Origin of the sequence: Nocardia sp. NPDC059180 (assembly GCF_042754945.1) — a bacterium.
Classification (GTDB): domain Bacteria; phylum Actinomycetota; class Actinomycetes; order Mycobacteriales; family Mycobacteriaceae; genus Nocardia.
The window spans coordinates 1-18,545 of the sequence record NZ_JBHZBU010000009.1; the positions used below are offsets into that span (position 1 = coordinate 1).

Annotated in this window: 18 protein-coding genes; all 18 read right to left on the minus strand. The window is 66.3% G+C overall.

Annotation, left to right across the window (positions count from 1 at the left end):
* Positions 1-426: 426 nt before the first annotated feature.
* A complete protein-coding gene (gene murA / locus ACFXNW_RS24405; protein WP_379420120.1) occupies positions 427-1,686 on the minus strand; it encodes a UDP-N-acetylglucosamine 1-carboxyvinyltransferase in 1,260 nt (419 codons plus the stop codon).
* A 92-nt stretch (positions 1,687-1,778) separates the two neighbouring features.
* Entirely contained in the window at positions 1,779-2,372 is a 594-nt protein-coding gene (locus tag ACFXNW_RS24410; protein WP_379420121.1) for a cob(I)yrinic acid a,c-diamide adenosyltransferase, read from the minus strand.
* A 41-nt stretch (positions 2,373-2,413) separates the two neighbouring features.
* Entirely contained in the window at positions 2,414-2,836 is a 423-nt protein-coding gene (locus ACFXNW_RS24415; protein WP_175583222.1) for a DUF2550 domain-containing protein, read from the minus strand.
* 249 nt (positions 2,837-3,085) lie between these two features.
* A complete protein-coding gene (locus ACFXNW_RS24420; RefSeq protein ID WP_379420122.1) occupies positions 3,086-3,463 on the minus strand; it encodes a F0F1 ATP synthase subunit epsilon in 378 nt (125 codons plus the stop codon).
* A 6-nt stretch (positions 3,464-3,469) separates the two neighbouring features.
* Positions 3,470-4,918 (minus strand): F0F1 ATP synthase subunit beta, encoded by a 1,449-nt coding sequence (atpD, locus tag ACFXNW_RS24425; RefSeq protein ID WP_379420123.1) that lies wholly within the window; start codon positions 4,916-4,918, stop codon positions 3,470-3,472.
* 25 nt (positions 4,919-4,943) lie between these two features.
* Positions 4,944-5,915 (minus strand): F0F1 ATP synthase subunit gamma, encoded by a 972-nt coding sequence (locus ACFXNW_RS24430; RefSeq protein WP_379420124.1) that lies wholly within the window; start codon positions 5,913-5,915, stop codon positions 4,944-4,946.
* A gap of 130 nt (positions 5,916-6,045) precedes the next feature.
* Positions 6,046-7,686 (minus strand): F0F1 ATP synthase subunit alpha, encoded by a 1,641-nt coding sequence (gene atpA / locus ACFXNW_RS24435; RefSeq protein WP_379420125.1) that lies wholly within the window; start codon positions 7,684-7,686, stop codon positions 6,046-6,048.
* Positions 7,687-7,736: 50 nt separating this feature from the next.
* Complete coding sequence (locus ACFXNW_RS24440; RefSeq protein WP_379420126.1) at positions 7,737-8,546, minus strand: F0F1 ATP synthase subunit delta; 810 nt, start codon at positions 8,544-8,546, stop codon at positions 7,737-7,739.
* Between the two features lie 19 nt (positions 8,547-8,565).
* A complete protein-coding gene (locus tag ACFXNW_RS24445; RefSeq protein WP_379420127.1) occupies positions 8,566-9,126 on the minus strand; it encodes a F0F1 ATP synthase subunit B in 561 nt (186 codons plus the stop codon).
* Between the two features lie 5 nt (positions 9,127-9,131).
* A complete protein-coding gene (locus tag ACFXNW_RS24450; protein WP_011207590.1) occupies positions 9,132-9,377 on the minus strand; it encodes an ATP synthase F0 subunit C in 246 nt (81 codons plus the stop codon).
* Positions 9,378-9,453: 76 nt separating this feature from the next.
* On the minus strand, positions 9,454-10,302 hold the full coding sequence (gene atpB, locus ACFXNW_RS24455; RefSeq protein ID WP_379420128.1) for a F0F1 ATP synthase subunit A: 849 nt from the start codon (positions 10,300-10,302) through the stop codon (positions 9,454-9,456).
* Positions 10,303-10,546: 244 nt separating this feature from the next.
* The gene (locus ACFXNW_RS24460) at positions 10,547-11,011 is read right to left on the minus strand and encodes a hypothetical protein (RefSeq protein ID WP_379420374.1); all 465 of its coding nucleotides are present in this window, start codon (positions 11,009-11,011) and stop codon (positions 10,547-10,549) included.
* A 32-nt stretch (positions 11,012-11,043) separates the two neighbouring features.
* On the minus strand, positions 11,044-12,225 hold the full coding sequence (locus ACFXNW_RS24465; protein ID WP_379420129.1) for an MraY family glycosyltransferase: 1,182 nt from the start codon (positions 12,223-12,225) through the stop codon (positions 11,044-11,046).
* A 54-nt stretch (positions 12,226-12,279) separates the two neighbouring features.
* Complete coding sequence (locus ACFXNW_RS24470) at positions 12,280-12,945, minus strand: L-threonylcarbamoyladenylate synthase (RefSeq protein ID WP_379420130.1); 666 nt, start codon at positions 12,943-12,945, stop codon at positions 12,280-12,282.
* Between the two features lie 132 nt (positions 12,946-13,077).
* A complete protein-coding gene (gene prmC / locus ACFXNW_RS24475) occupies positions 13,078-13,950 on the minus strand; it encodes a peptide chain release factor N(5)-glutamine methyltransferase (protein WP_379420131.1) in 873 nt (290 codons plus the stop codon).
* Positions 13,951-13,998: 48 nt separating this feature from the next.
* Positions 13,999-15,069: a peptide chain release factor 1 gene (gene prfA / locus ACFXNW_RS24480; protein ID WP_379420132.1), complete on the minus strand. Its 1,071-nt coding sequence runs from the start codon at positions 15,067-15,069 to the stop codon at positions 13,999-14,001.
* A gap of 93 nt (positions 15,070-15,162) precedes the next feature.
* A complete protein-coding gene (gene rpmE, locus ACFXNW_RS24485; RefSeq protein ID WP_163826033.1) occupies positions 15,163-15,393 on the minus strand; it encodes a 50S ribosomal protein L31 in 231 nt (76 codons plus the stop codon).
* Positions 15,394-16,163: 770 nt separating this feature from the next.
* Complete coding sequence (rho, locus tag ACFXNW_RS24490; protein WP_379420133.1) at positions 16,164-18,284, minus strand: transcription termination factor Rho; 2,121 nt, start codon at positions 18,282-18,284, stop codon at positions 16,164-16,166.
* Positions 18,285-18,545: the final 261 nt, after the last annotated feature.

The window sequence follows — 18,545 nt, forward strand, 5'->3', positions numbered from 1 at the left end:
GTCCGACCTCGTCAACCGGGGGGTATGAGAGGCCGGAACCAATATAATAATTGGCACTGACATTCATCGACACACTATTGAGTTCTCAAAGAACACACGCACACACTATCTCGCAAGATTTAACCTGGTTGATCGGTGAGGCAACTTTTACAGCTTAGCCCGGCCGCAGACCCGAATGCAAATCGGGGCTCTCGGTCCAGCTAGTGTGATTGCCAGGCGCTCCTCGTACTACCTCGTTATCCCCGGCCTCTCGCTCAGCGTTTCCGCTCAGCTCCTGGGCCCCGGGTCGGTGTCCGTGTCGCTCTGACTTGAATAAAGTTACGTGGCTACATTTGCAATGTCAAATCGCCTGGTCAGGAAGGGTTTTCAGCGATGATTTCGGATCGCTTCCCCGCTCCCGTTGCCGTAGCGGCGATCTGAAGCCGGTCATTCGGTGACGCCCACCCGCTGCACCTGGCCACCGAGCGCCTGCAACTGCTCGACGAAGTCCGGGTATCCGCGGTCGATATGGAAGACGTCGTGCACTTCGGTCGTGCCGTCGGCGACAAGGCCGGCCAGCACCAGACCCGCACCAGCCCGAATATCGGACGACCACACGGGCGCACTCGACAACCGCGGAATCCCGCGCACCACCGCATGATGACCATCGGTGCGCGCATCGGCGCCGAGGCGGATCATTTCCTCCACGAAACGGAACCGCGCCTCGAAGATGTTCTCGGTGATCATCGAGGTGCCGTCGGAGATGGCAGCGAGGCCGATCGCCATCGGCTGCAGGTCGGTGGGGAAACCGGGGAACGGCAGCGTCGAGAAGTTCACCGCACGCGGACGTTCGGGCTGCACCACACGGAAACCGTCGGGTTCGAAGGAGATCCGGGCGCCCGCCGAACGCAGCTTGTCCAACACCAGCGACAGATGCTTGGGGTTGATCCCGGTCACCCGGACATCACCCATGGTCATCGCGGCCGCGATTCCCCAGGTGGCCGCGACGATGCGGTCGCCGATCACCCGGTGGGTGGTGGGCGAGAGCCGCTCGACGCCGTCGATGGTGAGCACCGAGGTGCCCGCGCCACTGATCCGCGCACCCATCTGCACCAGCATGTTGCACAGGTCGACGATGTCGGGTTCGCGCGCGGCATTGTCGATCACCGTCTCCCCCTCGGCCAGCACCGCGGCCATGAGGATGTTCTCGGTCGCACCGACGGACGGGAAGTCGAGCCGGATCCGGGCGCCCTGCAGCTCGTCGGCGCGGGCCACCACGCAACCGTGCTCGATCTCGCTGGTCGCGCCGAGTAGGCGCAGTCCGGCCTGATGCATGTCCAAGGGACGGGAACCGATGGCGTCACCACCGGGCAGCGCGACGACCGCGCGCCTGCAGCGCGCCATCAGCGGGCCGAGCACACAGACGGAGGCGCGGAACTGGGTCACCGCCGGGAAGTCGGCGTGATATTTGGGTTCGGCCGGGGTATCGATGCTGACCACCGAGCCCTCGATCACCACATCGCAGCCGAGGCCGCGCAGTACATCCGCCATCAGCGGTACATCGAGAATGTCGGGGCAGTTGGTGATGGTTGTGGTGCCCTCGGCCAGCAGGGCCGCGGCCATCAACTTGAGGACGCTGTTCTTGGCGCCCCCGACCGCGACCTCACCGACGAGCCGATTCCCGCCAGTTACCAGAAAACGTTCCATGCCGCCTCTCCGCGTCTTCGGCGCACCACTGAGTGCAAGGATAATGCTCTATCGGCTCCCGGCGATCGGGCACCGAGCGCTGAACCGGTGAACTAGTCGTCGCCGGCCGCGGGCTCGGCACCCCCACCGGGCTGCCACAGCACATCGCCACCGGGATTGGCCACCCTGCCGAGGATGAACAGCAGGTCCGACAGTCGATTCAGGTACCGAGCGGGCAGCGTACCGGTGTCGTCGGGATGAGCTTCGACCGCGGCCCAGGCCGAACGTTCGGCGCGGCGCGCCACGGTGCGGGCCACGTGCAGCTGTGCGGCCAAGGGTGTGCCACCTGGAAGGATGAACGAGTTCAGTGGGGTGAGCTCGGCGTTGAACTCGTCGCACCAGGCTTCCAGCCGATCGATATAGGGCTGTGTGATGCGCAGCGGAGGGTACTTCGGCGCCTCGACGATCGGCGTAGACAGATCCGCGCCCGCGTCGAACAGGTCGTTCTGCACCTGACGCAGGACCGCGAGGATCCGCGGCGCGGGATCGCCCACCGCGAGGGCGACGCCGATCGCGGCATTGGCCTCATCGCAGTCGGCGTAGGCGATCAAACGCGGATCGGTTTTGGCCACGCGGGAGAAATCGCTCAACCCGGTGGTCCCGTCGTCCCCGGTCCGGGTGTAGATCCGGGTCAGATGCACGCTCACACGACCACCTTAAACGCTGGCGCCCTTACCGGCGCCCACTGTCAATGGCCGCGCAGTCTGCGGGCTCGGTCGGAGGGCCGGGACTCCACCCATGACAAAAAGGCAGCCAGCGAGCCGCGATCCAACGCCAACTCGAAGCTGCCTTGTGTATCCGATACCGCGATCACCGCGATTTCGTCGGTCATGATGTCGTATTCGTCACCGCGGGGCCCGCGCCGCTCACCGACCTCGATGCCGCGCCGGTGAATCACCGAATCCGGTCCGAGTTTGAGGCTCGACAGCTTGTAGAAAACGAGCCGGTCCTCGTCGTACCGGATCAATCCGTGCCGCCAGCGCTCGCCACCGCGGGCCGGAAGCACCCGCAGGATCGCGGCTGTACCGCCGCGACGCAACATCACCAGGCGATAGGTCGACGCAAGGGCAAGGGCGACCAGCAGACATACCAGAATGATCAGAAGAACCATCCCGGTCTGCAATGCCGTCCATCCCTTCGTTCGCCATATCGATCGAACCCCGCCCCGTCGACCGAACCCGGTCATTCAATCACGGACTCGAGTGTACAAATGGGCCGGGCTTGTCGGATAACGTACCGCCCAGATCGCATGGTTTGCGAGAGTGGGGACAGAAACGACACTGCCGGTGGCGAGATCGCCACCGGCAGTGTCGTGTTCGATTCTGTTGTGCCGCTTGGACGCTACGCGAGCGCCCGGGCCTCAGGCGTGCGTGTTCTGTTCGACCGCGCGTACCCGGCCCTGCGCCACCCGCTGTTCTTCCTCGGAGGCCGTACCCTCGGCGAGCACCTTACGGGCCGCCTCGATATCGACCTCGCCGGCGAACTCGGCGGTCTCGGCCAGTACCCGCACCGAGTCGCCGGTGACCGAGAAGAACCCGCCGTGCACCGCCGCGACGATGCGCTGACCGTCGGTATCGACGATGGTCACCGTTCCGCCTTCGACCAGCTGGCCCAGCAGCGGCTCATGGCCTGCCATGATGCCGATCTGGCCTTCGGTGGTCTGCGCGCTGACGAACGACGCCCGGCCGGACCAGAGCAGCCGTTCGACGGCGACGAGATCAACTGACATATCGGCCATCGGTGACTACTTTCCGGCGATCTTCTTGGCGGCCGCCTCGACGTCGTCGAGACCACCGCAGGAGTTGAACGCCTGCTCCGGGAAGTGGTCGAACTCGCCCTTGCACACGCGGTCGAAGTCGTCGATGGTCTGCTCCAGCGGAACCACCGAACCCGGCTGACCGGTGAACTTCTCGGCGACGATGAAGTTCTGACCCAGGAACTTCTCCAGGCGACGGGCGCGGCCGACGAGGACCTTGTCCTCTTCGGAGAGCTCGTCCATACCGAGGATGGCGATGATGTCCTGCAGTTCCTTGTACTTCTGCAGGATCCGCTTGACCTCGTTGGCCACGGCGAAGTGCCGATCACCGACGATCGAGGCCTCCAGGATGCGGGAGGTCGAGGTCAGCGGGTCGACGGCCGGGTAGATGCCCTTCTGCGAGATCGGGCGGGAAAGCTCGGTCGTCGCATCCAGGTGGGCGAAGGTGGTCGCAGGCGCCGGGTCGGTGTAGTCGTCGGCGGGGACGTAGATCGCCTGCAGCGAGGTGATCGAGCGACCACGGGTCGAGGTGATGCGCTCCTGGAGCTCACCCATCTCGTCGGCCAGCGTCGGCTGGTAACCCACGGCCGAAGGCATACGGCCCAGCAGGGTCGAGACCTCGGAACCGGCCTGGGTGAACCGGAAGATGTTGTCGATGAACAGCAGCACGTCCTGGTGCTGCACGTCGCGGAAGTACTCGGCCATGGTCAGGGCCGAGAGGGCGACGCGCATACGCGTGCCGGGCGGCTCGTCCATCTGGCCGAAGACGAGGGCGGTGTCCTGGAGGACGCCCATCTCTTCCATTTCCAGGTGCAGGTCGGTGCCCTCACGGGTGCGCTCACCGACGCCGGCGAACACCGACGTACCGGAGAACTCACGCGCGATACGGGTGATCATCTCCTGGATCAGCACGGTCTTGCCGACACCGGCACCACCGAACAGACCGATCTTGCCGCCCTTCACGTACGGGGTCAGCAGGTCGATGACCTTGATGCCGGTTTCGAGCAGCTCGGTCTTACCTTCGAGCTGGTCGAAGCTCGGCGGCTTGCGGTGGATGCCCCACTGCTCGCCGTCGCGGCCGAGGCCAGGGCTGTCCAGGCAGTCGCCGAGGGCGTTGAAGACGTGACCCTTGACGATGTCGCCGACCGGCACCGAGATCGGCTTGCCGGTGTCGGTGACGGTGGCGCCACGGACCAGGCCGTCGGTGGGCTGCATCGAGATGGTGCGCACGATGTTGTCACCGAGGTGCTGGGCGACCTCGAGGGTCAGGGTCTTGGCAACCGAGGCCAGGGCGATCTCGGCGTGCAGAGCGTTGAACAGCTCGGGGATGGCACCACGCGGGAACTCGACGTCCACGACGGGGCCGATGACCCGGATGACGCGGCCTGCAGCAGCGCCGGTCCGGCTCGAGTTGTCTTGTGTGACAGCTGCGGTCATTTGGATTGGTTCTCTTCCTGCGCTCTTAGTCGCGGTCCGAGCTCGACGCCAGCGCGTTGACGCCGCCGACGATTTCGCTGATTTCCTGCGTGATGTGGGCCTGACGCACCGAGTTGGCTTCGCGCTGAAGCACGCTTGCCAGTTCGTTGGCGTTATCGGTGGCCGCCTTCATTGCGGTGCGCCGAGCCGCGGACTCGGATGCCGCTGCCTCGAGCAACGATGAGTAGATACGCGTATTGATGTACTTCGGCAGCAGGGCCGCCAGCAGCACATCGGCGTCGGGCTCGAATTCGTACTGCGCCTGCGGATCCGCAGTCGCCGAATCGACGAACGAGTCCTCACCCATGTCGAAGTTCTCGTCGACGAAGCTCACCTGGATCGGCGCCAGGCGGCGCACCTCAGGGGTCTGGGTCAACATCGACACGAAACGCGTGTACACGATGTGCAGTTCATCGACGCCCGCGATGTCGCCGGTCCCGTTGGGGTGCGGCACCTCACCGTCGGCGCCGGCCATGAAGGCATCGACCAGGTGGCGGCAGGCCACCGAAGCATCGGTGTACTTCGGCTGCTGCGAGAACCCGGTCCACGACGCCATCGGCTCGCGGTCGCGGAAGGTGTAGTACGTGAGGCCCTTGTTGCCCATCACATACAGCACCGGCTCCTTGCCCTCGCTGCGCAAGGTGGTCATCAGCTCTTCGGCGCGCCGGAACACGTTCGAGTTGTAACCGCCGCACATGCCGCGGTCACTGCTGATCACCAGCACCGCCGCCCGGCGCGGGTTCTCCCGCTCGGTCAGCAGCGGGTGCGACAGGTTCTTCGACGCACTCGCAAGCTCGGCCAGCGCCTTGGTGATCTCCTCGGCGTACGGCTTGGCAGCCGCGACCTGGGCCTGAGCCTTGGTGATGCGCGAGGTCGCGATCAGCTCCTGCGCCTTGGTGATCTTCTTGGTCGAATTCACGCTACGAATGCGGGAGCGCAATTCACGCAAAGTTGCCACGGTTCACCCTCCTGGCTCATCCCCGCCGACGCGGGGAGCAGTGAATCGACAACGAGCACTGGGCAACGTGCTACCGCACGCGTGCCTTACGCTCCCGCCGAGAATCGTAAATGCCATCACCGACCGCCGATTACTTCTCGACGTGCTTGCGGGTGACCGACAGGTTCTCGACCTCTTCATGATCGAGCTCGCCTGCGGCAGGCTCGTTCACGACGCGGCTGCCGTCGGAGGCGAGGAAGCCCTGCTTGAACTGGTCGGTGGCCGTCGTGATGGCCTCGGCCGCATCGCCGTCGAGCGGCTTGGCGCCACCCTGCAGCGAGTCGAACGCGTCCTGGGCGTTGCGATGCAGGTCTTCGAGCAGCTCGCGGTTGAAGCGACGGATGTCGCCGGCCGGAACCGAGTCGAAGTAGCCCTTGTCCACCAGGAAGATCGAGACGACCTGATCCTCGACCGAGACCGGCGAGTACTGGTCCTGCTTGAGCAGCTCGACCCAGCGGGCGCCACGCTCGAGCTGCGCCTTCGAGGCGGCATCCAGGTCGGAGGCGAAGGCGGAGAACGCCTCCAGCTCACGGAACTGGGCCAGCTCCAGACGCAGCGAACCGGCGACCTTCTTCATGGCCTTGGTCTGGGCGGCGCCACCGACACGGGAGACCGAGGTACCGACGTTGATCGCCGGGCGGACACCCTTGTTGAACAGGTCGGACTCGAGGAAGACCTGACCGTCGGTGATGGAGATGACGTTGGTCGGGATGAACGCCGAGACGTCACCGGCCTTGGTCTCGATGATCGGCAGACCGGTCATCGAGCCGGCGCCCATCTCGTCGGACAGCTTCGCGCAACGCTCCAGCAGACGGGAGTGCAGGTAGAAGACGTCGCCGGGGTACGCCTCGCGGCCCGGCGGACGACGCAGCAGCAGCGAGATGGCGCGGTAGGCCTCGGCCTGCTTGGTCAGGTCGTCGAACACGATCAGGACGTGCTTGCCCTCGTACATCCAGTGTTGGCCGATGGCCGAGCCGGTGTAGGGGGCCAGCCACTTGAAGCCGGCGGAGTCGGAGGCCGGGGCCGCAACGATGGTGGTGTATTCCATCGCGCCGTGCTCCTCGAGCGCGGACTTCACGCCGGCGATGGTGGAGCCCTTCTGACCGATGGCGACGTAGATGCAGCGCATCTGCTTCTTGGGGTCGCCCGACTCCCAGTTCGCCTTCTGGTTCAGGATCGCGTCGATGCAGACCGCGGTCTTGCCGGTCTTGCGGTCACCGATGACCAGCTGACGCTGGCCACGGCCGATCGCGGTCAGGGCGTCGATGGCGGTGATACCGGTGGCCATCGGCTCCTCGACCGGCTGGCGCTCCAGCACCGAAGCGGCCTGCAGCTCGAGCACGCGGCGGTCATCGGCCTCGATCTCGCCGAGGCCGTCGATCGGCTGGCCGAGCGGGTTGACCACGCGACCGAGGAACTTGTCGCCGACCGGGACCGAGAGCACGTCGCCGGTCCGGCGGACCTGCTGGCCCTCTTCGATCTCGGCGAACTCGCCGAGGATGACCGCACCGATCTCGCGGTCCTCGAGGTTCAGCGCCACGCCGAGCACGCCGCCCGGGAACTCGAGCAGCTCGTTGGCCATTGCCGAGGGCAGGCCGGAGACATGCGCGATGCCGTCGCTGGTATCGGTGACCACACCGACTTCTTCGATGGAGGTCTCGGGGGTGTAGCTCTGGGTGTAGCTCTCGATCGCGCTACGGATCTCGTCGGAGGAGATCGTCAGCTCCGCCATGTTCTTCCTGCTCTCGCTGTCTGGTCTCGAATGTCGGGGGGTTTGGCGGGTTACGCCAGTTCGCGGCGCAGCCGCTCCAGTCGGCCCACGGCGCTGCCGTCGATCACATCGTCACCGACGTGCACGACGAGGCCGCTCAGCAGACTCGCGTCGACCTGCACGTGCACCGTGACCGGCTTGCCGTAGATGCGCTGCAGGGAGGCGGAAAGCCGCTCCCGCTGCGGCGCGGTCAGGGCGATCGCGGCCCGCACGTGCGCGACGATCTGGTCGCGCCGCGACGCTGCCAGGTCGGACAACTCGTCGAAGGCCACGCCGAGACCGGAACTCTGCCTGGTCACCGCCTGCTCCGCGAGGGTGACGGTGATGGGCTCGGCCTTGCCGGTCAGCAGACGGGTGATCAGTTCACGCCGCGCCGAGGCCGGCTTCGCGCGATCCGACAGTGCCTGCTCGAGGTCGGGGTTGTCGGCGATGATCCGGCCGAGCCGGAACAGCTCGTCCTCGACCGCGTCGAGTCTGCCGCTGTCGGCGGCCGACTCCAGCAGTGCCTCCTGGCCGAGCAACACCAGGGTGTCGACCAAGTCGGCGGTGCGGGACCAGTCCTGGGCCACCGCGGTGGTCAGCACCGCAAGGGTGGCGACGCTGACCTTTCCGCCGAAGACCCGCTCGCTCAGTTCGGCGCGTACCGAACCGGGCACCGACACGTCCGCGAGCGCAACACGCAGCGAACGCTGGTCGTCCAGCACGGCGACGACGGCGAACAGTTCCGAACCCGTCGTCGCGGCAACACTGTCGCTTCCGGTCAGAGCGGCCCGAAGCGCTTCCCGCGAACGGGAGCTGGCCTCGCGGCTCGCTGCGTACATGCTTCTCACTTTCGCGTCGCTACCTTCCGACCCCGATGCCGGCGTCGGTGTCGTCGAGTTCGCTGAGGAACTTCTCGATCGACGCCGCCTGCTTGGCCTCGTCCGAAACCGACTGCCCGATGACCTTCTCGGCCAGATCAACCGCGGTGCGGCCGACCTCGGAGCGCAGTTCGGTCAGGATCTGCTGGCGCTGGGCTTCCAGCTGGGAGTGGCCCGCGGCCACGATGCGGTCGCTCTCGGCCTGGGCCTCCGTGCGCATCTGCGCGAGGATCTGCTGGCCCTGGGTGCGCGCGTCCTCACGGATGCGTGCGGCTTCGAGACGAGCGTCGGCCAGCTGCTGCTGGTACTGCTGCAGGGTGAGCTGAGCTTCTTCCTGCGCGGCCTCGGCCTTGGCGATACCGCCCTCGATCTTGTCGCTACGTTCGTCGAGCACCTTGGTCAGGCGCGGAACGACCAACTTGTAGAACAGCACCGCGATTACCGCGACGCAGACGATCGACCAGACGATGTCGTACGTTTCGGGGAGGAGAGGATTCACATCCTCTCCGCCCTCCGCTGCGAGTACAGAAATGTTGTACATCGGAATCAGAAGATGAAGCCGGCGACGAGGCCGATCAGGGCCAGCGCCTCGGTGAAGGCGATACCGAGGAACATATTGGTACGGATGGTGCCCTGCAGCTCGGGCTGGCGGGCGATACCCTCGATCGCCTTACCGACGACGATGCCGACGCCGATGCCCGGGCCGATGGCGGCCAGACCGTAGCCGACGGCGCCGAGGCCCTTAAGCGTCGACTCGTTGGCAGCTTCCTGGGCCAGGTACGAGAGGCTCATGAGTCTTCTTTCCCTTTCTGTTGCTCACCCGCCGGTCGGCGCGGTGTAGCAGGTCTCCAGTGATTATTCAGTGCGGTCAGTGGGAATCTGCGTGCTCGGCCAGGCCGATGTACACGGCGGTCAGCAGTGCAAACACGTAGGCCTGCAGGAAGATGACCAACATCTCGAACATCGTGAACCCGATTCCCGCCAGCAGCGAGAACGGCGAGAACACCTTCATCCAGTTGGCTGCGTCGAACAGGAAGAACCAGGTGGAGCTGAAGAACAGCACCAGCATGATGTGACCGGCCAGCATATTGGCCATGAGTCGGACGGTCAGCGTGAACGGACGCAGGATGAAGGTCGAGACGAATTCGATCGGAATCAGCAGCACATGCAGCGCGGGCGGCACGTTCGGCACCACGATGCTGCTACGCATGTACTTCCAGAAGCCGTACTTCTTGATGCCGACGTAGTTGAACGCGATGTAGGCGATCGCGGCCAGAACCAGCGGCATACCGATCCGCGCGTTCGAGGAGATATTCAAGAACGGGATGATGCTGGAGAAATTCAGGAAAAGGACGGTGAAGAAGATCGTCGCGATGAGCGGGAAGAACTTGCGCCCGGTTTCCTTACCGAGAATCTCTTCGCAGATCTGCTCCTTGACGAAGACCAGACCGATCTCGGCGACGTTCTGCAGGCCACGCGGAACGATCCGCGGCGAGCGGAAGGCCAGCGCCATAAGGCCGATCAGGACCGCCGTCATCAGGATGCGAATGAGCATCAAGCGATCGAGTTCGAACGGCGTTCCCTCGAACAGCACCGCCGGAGGGAAAAAGTCGGTTAGCGATGGCGCGTGAAATTCCGCGGCCAAAGTGGTGACGCTCAGCGTTCTCTCCCGTGTTCGGGCCGCGGGTTCGGTCGTTCCCGCGGTTCGATCGGACATTGACGATCAATGTGGGTCGACTCAGGTCGGCTCGAAGTTCGTCAGCAGCTGCGCGGCATACCCGCTCGGGCGTCTGTACGTGTGTCGGCGACGTCGTCGACATGCAGAACCGGAACTCTGCGGAGCCCGGCACGGCAGTAGCATAGCGTCACCTGGCGAGATCGTGGTGATCCCCCCGAAGGGTCGCTTGCTTACCAAGACTTTACCAAGTTATCTACGACAGCGTGTAGCTGGGTGCGATTTGTTACCGATCGGTACCCGGATCAGCCTCTCGATCAGGCACATTCACATACGGAACCTTCTGCCGCAGAACGCCGTACGTCTCCGCGCCGAGCACGATGATCAGGGCGCCGATGACGGTCAGGAACAGCGCGATCCGGTCGTAGAAATCGAACTGATTCAAGATCGCGATAACCACCATGGCGACAAGCAATTTGCCGGCCCAGCTGACGAGCATCACCAGCCCCGCCGTGGTGGGAGGCAGTTTCGCGCCGAAAAGCACCACCGCGGCGGTAGTCAGGATGAAGCCGCCGCCGATGGCCGCGCCGAGCAGCGCGCCCCAGACGCCCGCGGCACCGGAGACCGCGCCTGCGATCGCCACCGCGAGCACGGTCAGCACGACGAGCCCGACCAGGCCGTAGCGCAACGCGGCGCGCAGCGGGGCGTCGGGGCCTGGGTCTGTATACGGTGTCGAACTCACGAGCCGCACTCTACCCGTGCCCGGGTTCGGCACCGATCAGCTCATCCGGCGGGCTCCTGCGGATCACCGGGATGATCGGCCTGTTCAGCGGCCCCGGCGCGCTCCCGGCGCAGCCCAGGAACCGCCGTTGCGACCAGGGCGAAAACCAGTCCGCCCGCCATCAGCAGGACGACGACACGCCGGTCCATCAGAGAGGTGCCGACGGCGCCGAAGGCCAGCACGCCGACCCACAAATAGATCAGAAGGACCACGCGCCGCTGCGAGTGGCCGATCTGGAGCAACCGGTGGTGCAGGTGCATCTTGTCCGGCGTGGAGAAGCTGACCCCGGCCCGCACCCGGCGCACGATCGCGAGCAGCAGATCGAGAACCGGGATGAACATCACCGCACCGACCAGCAGCAGCGGCGACAGCAGACCGACGATGTCGCGCGGACCATATCCGGTGAGCGGGATACGCCCGGAGGCGCTGGTCGATACCGCGGCCAGCACCAGCCCGATCAGCATCGAGCCGGAATCGCCCATGAAGATCCGCGCGGGTGAGAAGTTGTGCGGCAGGAAGCCGAGGCAGGCGCCTGCCAACGCGGCGGCCAGCATCGCCGGCGGGTAGGTGTCGACCGAGCCGCCCTGCTCGGTGAGCAGTCCGACCGAGAAGGCGAACACCGCGATGGAGGAGATCAGGCCGAGGCCGGCGGCAAGGCCGTCGAGGCCGTCGACGAAATTCATCGCGTTGATCAGCGTCACCGCGACCGCGACCGTCACCAGCGCGCTCTGCAGCCCGTCCAGCACCACGGTTTCGTTGTTGAACGGGTTGTAGATGACGTACCAGCTCAGGCCCATCACCGCCATCACCCCGGCGGCCGTGACCTGGCCGGAGAATTTGGTGAGCGCGTCGAGGCCCCAGCGGTCGTCGACGATGCCGACCGCGACGATGATCGTCGCCGCGACCAGCACCGCGGTGATATCGGGCCGGTAATCGAACCCGCGACGCAGCGCGGGCAGCTGGTGGGCGAACAGCACCGCCGCCACCACACCGAGGTACATGCCGACCCCGCCCATCCGCGGGATCGGCTTGACGTGCACATCGCGCTCGCGCGGAACGGCGACGGCACCGAAACCGATGGCAAGCACCCTGATCCCGCCGGTGGCGAGAAAGGTGACCACGGTGGAGACCAGCAGCACGAGCAGCAGCTCACGCAGCGGAACGACGGCACCGGTACTACCCAACGCGTGAACCGCGATCACTCGCGATACCGCCCGCTCATCCGATCAGCCATCCGGTCACCGGGCAGCGGGCCCGGTGAGGGCCTCGGGAGCCATACCGAGCACATCGGCGATATCGGTGATCGACACCGCGCCCTCACGCAGAATGCGCGGCTGGTCCGCGGTCAGGTCGACGATGGTCGAGGCGGTGGCGTGTTCGGCGGGGCCGCCGTCGAGGTACACCCCGACGTGCTCACCGAGTTGGGCGCGTGCCTGGTCTGCGGTGGTGGCGGGTGGCTGCCCGGAGACATTTGCGCTCGACACCGCCAGCGGACCGACCTCGCGCAGCAGATCCAGCGCGACCGGGTGCAGCGGCATCCGCAGCATGACCGTCCCCCTGGTGTCGCCGAGATCCCAGGCCAGCGAAGGCGCCTGCTGCACAACCAGACTCAGCCCGCCCGGCCAGAACGCCCGGATCAGTTCCCGCGCCTGCGGCCGCACCGAGAAGACCAGGCCGTCGATGGTGTGCCAGGAACCGACGAGCACAGGTACCGGCATATCGCGCCCCCGCCGCTTGGCGGCGAGCAGCTCGGCCACCGCCTGGCCGTCGAACGCGTCGGCGGCTATGCCGTAGAGCGTGTCGGTGGGCATGACGACTAGCCGTCCGGATTTCAGGGCGCTGGTCGCGGCGGACAGTCCGGCGGTGCGCGAGTCGGGATCCGCGCAGTCGTAGACGGTACTCACGGCCCCCATCCTGTCACGCGGGTGCCGCAGCGCCGTCGGCCCCCGGCTCGAACTCGAATTCGCCACGCGCCACGGGCAAACCAGGGTGCCGGGACACACACAAGACGGCTGCTCGCGGGCACTGCGGTCGGGTCAGCCACGGACGGCGGCGACGAAGCGCGGCTTGCCCGCAAGGTCCGGATGTTCGGCGATGCCGGTGAACGCACCGGTGTCGCTGAGCAGCGTGGCCAGCGCGGAGCCGTTGCTGTCGTCGTGTTCGATGGCGGTGCCACCGCCGGGGCGCAACAAGCGGGTGATGACGGGAACGAGACCGCGGATGACGTCGAGCCCGTCCGAGCCGCCGAACAGGGCAATATGCGGATCGTGGTCGGCGACCTCGGGGTCGAGCCGGGCGCCGACGGGAATGTAGGGCGGGTTGGAGACGACGATGTCGGCCCTGCCGTCCAGGTCGGTGAGTAGTCCGGGGTCGGTGGCGTCGTCGGCGTGCAGGGTGATGGCGGTATCGCCCGCAGCGATGCGCAGGTCGGCATTGCGCCTGGCCCAGCTCAGGGCCGTCGGATCGAGTTCGACCGCGTGCACCTCGGCGTCGGGACGGGCATGCGCGATGGCAAGGGCCAGCGCCCCGGAGCCGGTGCACAGATCCACGACGATGGGCGCGTGATCGTGGCGCACGGCCTCCAGGTGCGCCAGCGCCCATGCGAACACCAGCTCGGTCTCCGGCCGCGGAATGAAGACCCCTGGCCCGACCTCCAGGTCGATGCGCCCCATGGCCGCATGTCCGATCAAGTGCTGCAAGGGAATTCGCTGCGCACGTCGTTCGACGAGACCGCGCAGATCGGCCAGCTGCTCGGGGGTGAGCAGCGGGGCGAGCAGCAGACGCGAACGCTGCACCCCGAGGACATGGGCGGCGAGCTGTTCGGCGTCGACTCGCGGGCTCGGCACGCCGGCAGCCCGCAGGGTTTCGACGGCCGCGAGGAGCGCAGGCCGCAAGGGTGCGCGTGTCATGGCTTCGACTCTGCCCGATGACCGGTCATGGCGTGACGCGAACGCGCATCACTCCGCGGCCATGCGGGCATCGCGGTCAGCCTTGCCGAGCGCGTCGAGCAGGGCGTCCATATCTCCGTCGAGGACGGCGTCGAGGTTGTGCGCCTTGAAACCGATGCGATGGTCGGCGATGCGGTTCTCGGGGAAGTTGTAGGTGCGGATCCGCTCGGAACGGTCGACGGTGCGGATCTGACTGGCCCGGCCCGCCGCGGCTTCCTGATCGGCCTGCTCCTCGGCCAGCGCCTGCAGCCGGGCGGCAAGCACCTGCATGGCACGCGCCTTGTTCTGCAGCTGGGAACGCTCGTTCTGGCAGGTCACCACAATGCCGGAGGGCAGGTGGGTGATGCGAACGGCGGAGTCGGTGGTGTTGACGCCCTGACCGCCCTTGCCGGAGGAGCGGTAGACGTCGATGCGCAGATCGGTCTCGTCGATCTGCACCTGCTCGACCTCGTCGGGCTCCGGATAGATCAGCACGCCGGCGGCGGAGGTGTGCACCCTGCCCTGCGATTCGGTCACCGGGACCCGCTGCACCCGGTGCACGCCACCCTCGAACTTGAACCGGGACCACACACCGTCGCGGGCGGCGTCGCGGCTCTTGATCGACAGTGTGGCCTCCTTGTATCCGCCCAGGTCGGAGTAGGTGGCGTCGAGGATCTCGACCTTCCAGCCGTGACGCTCGGCATAGCGCACGTACATACGGGCCAGGTCGGAGGCGAACAGCGCGGATTCCTCACCACCCTCACCGGACTTCACCTCGAGCACGACATCGTCGCCGTCGTGCGGGTCGCGCGGGGCCAGCAGATCGGTCAGCGCCTGCTCCAGCTCTCCGACCTGCTGTTCCAGGTCGGGGACCTCGGCGGCGAATGCGGCATCGTCGGCGGCGAGCTCGCGGGCGGCGGCCAGGTCCTCACGCGCGCTCGTCAGCTTCCGGTAGGTGCTCATCACGGGTGCGAGCTCGGCAAACCGCTTACCGACGCGGCGGGCAGCGCCTGCGTCGTTGTGCAGCGCCGGATCGGCGAGCTGGGTCTCCAAGCCCGCGTACTCGGCCAGGATGTCGTCGATCGCGGACGGCTGGGTCACGGTGGCGTCCTCTCGTGCTCTTCGTTTCGTGGTCGGACCGAGAAAAGCGCCGACGCCCGGCCTGCTGTGCAGGACCGGGCGTCGGCGAGGAAGCTACTTCGATTCGGCGTTCTTCGCGGCACGCTTGCCGTAGCGGGCCTCGAAGCGGGCCACGCGGCCGCCGGTGTCCAGGATCTTCTGCTTGCCGGTGTAGAACGGGTGGCACTGCGAGCAGACCTCGACGGTGATATGACCGGATTCCTTGGTGGAGCGGGTCTGGAAGGTGTTTCCGCAACCGCAGACGACGGTGGTGTCGACGTAGGTCGGGTGGATTCCTGCCTTCATGGGTGTCCTCTCGAAAATGGCGCCGGGTCGCTCGCGCGGGAAGCGTCGAACGTGAACCGGAGCCGACTAGGCGGGATTGTCCGCGAACAGCGCGGACGCACGGCGATCCAGTATGCCAGAGTCACCGCTACCTCGATCGAACGCCCCCGGACGGTGGGATGTTCCCGTGGCGAGTAATCCCCCTTTGCTATCGCCCCAGGAACTGGGGGGACGCGCACGAGCCGCACTCGAGGAACCCTGAAGTCGGGTAGTCGGCTACTCAAGAATACGAACAGCTCCGTTCATAGTGTTGGAATCCGATGCACGTCGGCGTGCCGAGACATGGAAAGGAGAATCCTTTGAACAGCCGAGTGAACAACCGTGTGGCCCTCGCGGTGCTGGTCACACTGATCGTGGCTGTCGTGGCGGGATGGTTCGCCGCGCCGGGTGGTACGGACTCTCCGCCCTCGGCGAATCCGGAACGGACCGCGGAATCGGGATTCGTACCGGAGACCGAGACCGCACCCGACTACCCCGTGGACACGCAGCGACGACACACACCGGCCTCCGACACCGCGCTCACCGCGGCGTCGCGGCGCACCTCGTTCGGTGGCGCCGCACTGATTCTCGCTTTTCTGATCGCGGGAGCCGCCGCGATCGGCGTCGCCTTCTTCTCCCCGGCATCCGACCGGGCGCCGCGCAGCTCGCGTGCGGCCCCGGAAACGGCTCGAGGGCCCCACCGAAGTGGAGCCCTCGAGGCCGTGCTCACCGCCGCGCGGCGGTTCGGCGAATCACTCGTCGAGCGCACCAGGCGCGGTCTTGGAGACCTGCATGAGGAACTCCAGGTTGTTCTTGCTCTTCTTCAGACGATCGATGAGCAGGTCGATCGCCTGATGCGAGTCCAGACCGGACAGTACGCGACGCAGCTTGTGCAGCACCGCGGCTTCGTCTGGGCTCAGCAGTAGTTCGTCCTTACGGGTACCGGACGGAGCGACATCCACCGCAGGGAACACCCGCCGTTCCGCGATCTTGCGGTCCAGCTTGAGCTCGGCGTTACCGGTGCCCTTGAACTCCTCGAAGATCACCGTGTCACCGGTCGAGCCGGTCTCCACCATGGCGGTGGCGATGATCGTCAGCGAGCCACCGTTCTCGATGTTGCGGGCCGCGCCGAGGAACCGCTTGGGCGGGTACAGCGCGGTGGAATCCACACCACCGGAAAGGATTCGGCCCGAAGCCGGCGAGGAGTTGTTGTATGCGCGACCGAGCCGGGTGATCGAGTCGAGCAGCACGACGACGTCCTTGCCCATCTCGACCAGACGCTTGGCCCGCTCGATCGCCAGCTCGGCGACCGAGGTGTGATCGGCAGGCGGCCGGTCGAAGGTGGAGGCGATGACCTCACCCTTGACCGAACGCTGCATATCGGTGACCTCTTCGGGCCGCTCGTCGACCAGGACCACCATCAGGTAGACCTCGGGGTTGTTGACCGCGATCGCGTTGGCGATGTCCTGCATGATCGTGGTCTTACCGGCCTTGGGCGGGGACACGATCAGCGCGCGCTGGCCCTTACCGATCGGCATGATCAGATCGATCACCCTGGTGGTCAGCTTGTTCTGCTGAGTTTCCAGGCGCAGCCGCTGATTCGGGTAGAGCGGGGTCAGCTTGTTGAAATCGGGGCGACGCTTGGCCGCGTCCACATCACCGCCGTTGACGGTGTCCAAACGGACCAGCGGATCGAACTTCTGCCGCTGATTCGACTGCTCACCGTCGCGCGGGGCGCGCACCGCACCGGTGATGGCATCACCACGGCGTAGGCCGTTCTTGCGGACCAGGTTCATCGAGACGTAGACATCGTTCGGTCCGGCCAGGTAGCCGGAGGTGCGCACGAACGCGTAGTTGTCGAGGACGTCGAGAATGCCCGCGACCGGCTGCAGGACATCGTCCTCGCGGATCTCGAGCTCACGCGCCTCACCGCCGCCGCTGCCGTCACGATCGCGGGTGCGCCGACGCTCGCGGAACCGGCGTCCGCGCCGACCGCGTCCGCCTTCCTCGTCGTCGCCGCCGCGGTTGTCACCGCCGCGATCGCCACCACGGTTATCGCCGCCACGGTTATCGCCGCCACGGTTATCGCCGCCACGGTTATCGCCACCGCGGTTTCCGTCACGGCCACCGGCGGTCTGACCGCGGTCACCGGACTGGCCCGACTGCTGGCCACGATCACGACGACGTTCGCCGCCGTCACCTTCCGGCTTGGACTCGTCGGTGCGGGTCTCGGTGGCGGTGTCGCCGCCGCCACTCGCACCGCCGCGAGCCTGATCGCGGCCACGGCGCTGCCTGCCACGGCCACGCTGACCCTGCTCACGACCGGACTCGTCGGCGTTCTCAGCGACGGGCGCGGCCTTGTCGCCGGCAGCGTTGTCGGCGGAATTCTTCTTGGAAGTCTGGTCTTTGGCGCGCGCGTCCTTGGCGGCGTCGCCGGCCGGGGCCTGCTCGGCCTGGGCCACTGCGGCCTTGACGGGGGCGGCAGATTCCTCAGCGGCGGGCGCGGGCGCGACGTCGAGAGTCGGCTGCTCGGCGCGGGCCGGGGCGGCATCGGTGGCGGCGTTCTTCGCCTCGGTCTTGGTGGCGGACTTGGCCGATCCACGCGCCGGCTTGTCCGCGGGCGCCGCTTTACCGGCCTGATTTTCCTTGATGGCGGCGATAAGATCGCCCTTACGCATACCGGAGGTTCCTCGGATACCGAGCTCCCCCGCGAGTGCGCGCAACTGCGGCAACAACATTCCAGTCAGCCCCGATCGTGCGACGTCGGTTTGTTCGCTCATCTTCGAAATCTGTCCGGAGTCACTATCGCGGTCTCCCGAGGGCTGCGGGTTGGAATCCACCCCGGGTGTCGCGAGCAGGTCCGTATCTGTCACGGAGATCCTTTCCTTCCCTCGATGGGCCGTGTGCTGTATCGAGGGTTCGTTCCGCAGACCGGTCGCTGTGCCGGGCACGGATGTGTAGCCGTATCGCCTGCTCCGTCGGAGTCGGAGGCTTCGCCACCGATCATGAAAAAGGTGGGAGAGATCATTCCAGTTGCGTAGCTCCGCAACACCCCCATGGCCTGGAGGCTCGAGCCTGGAGCCTGCTGGAGCGATTGCCCTGATGAAGCACCGGCGTCTGACGCGCACGATGTA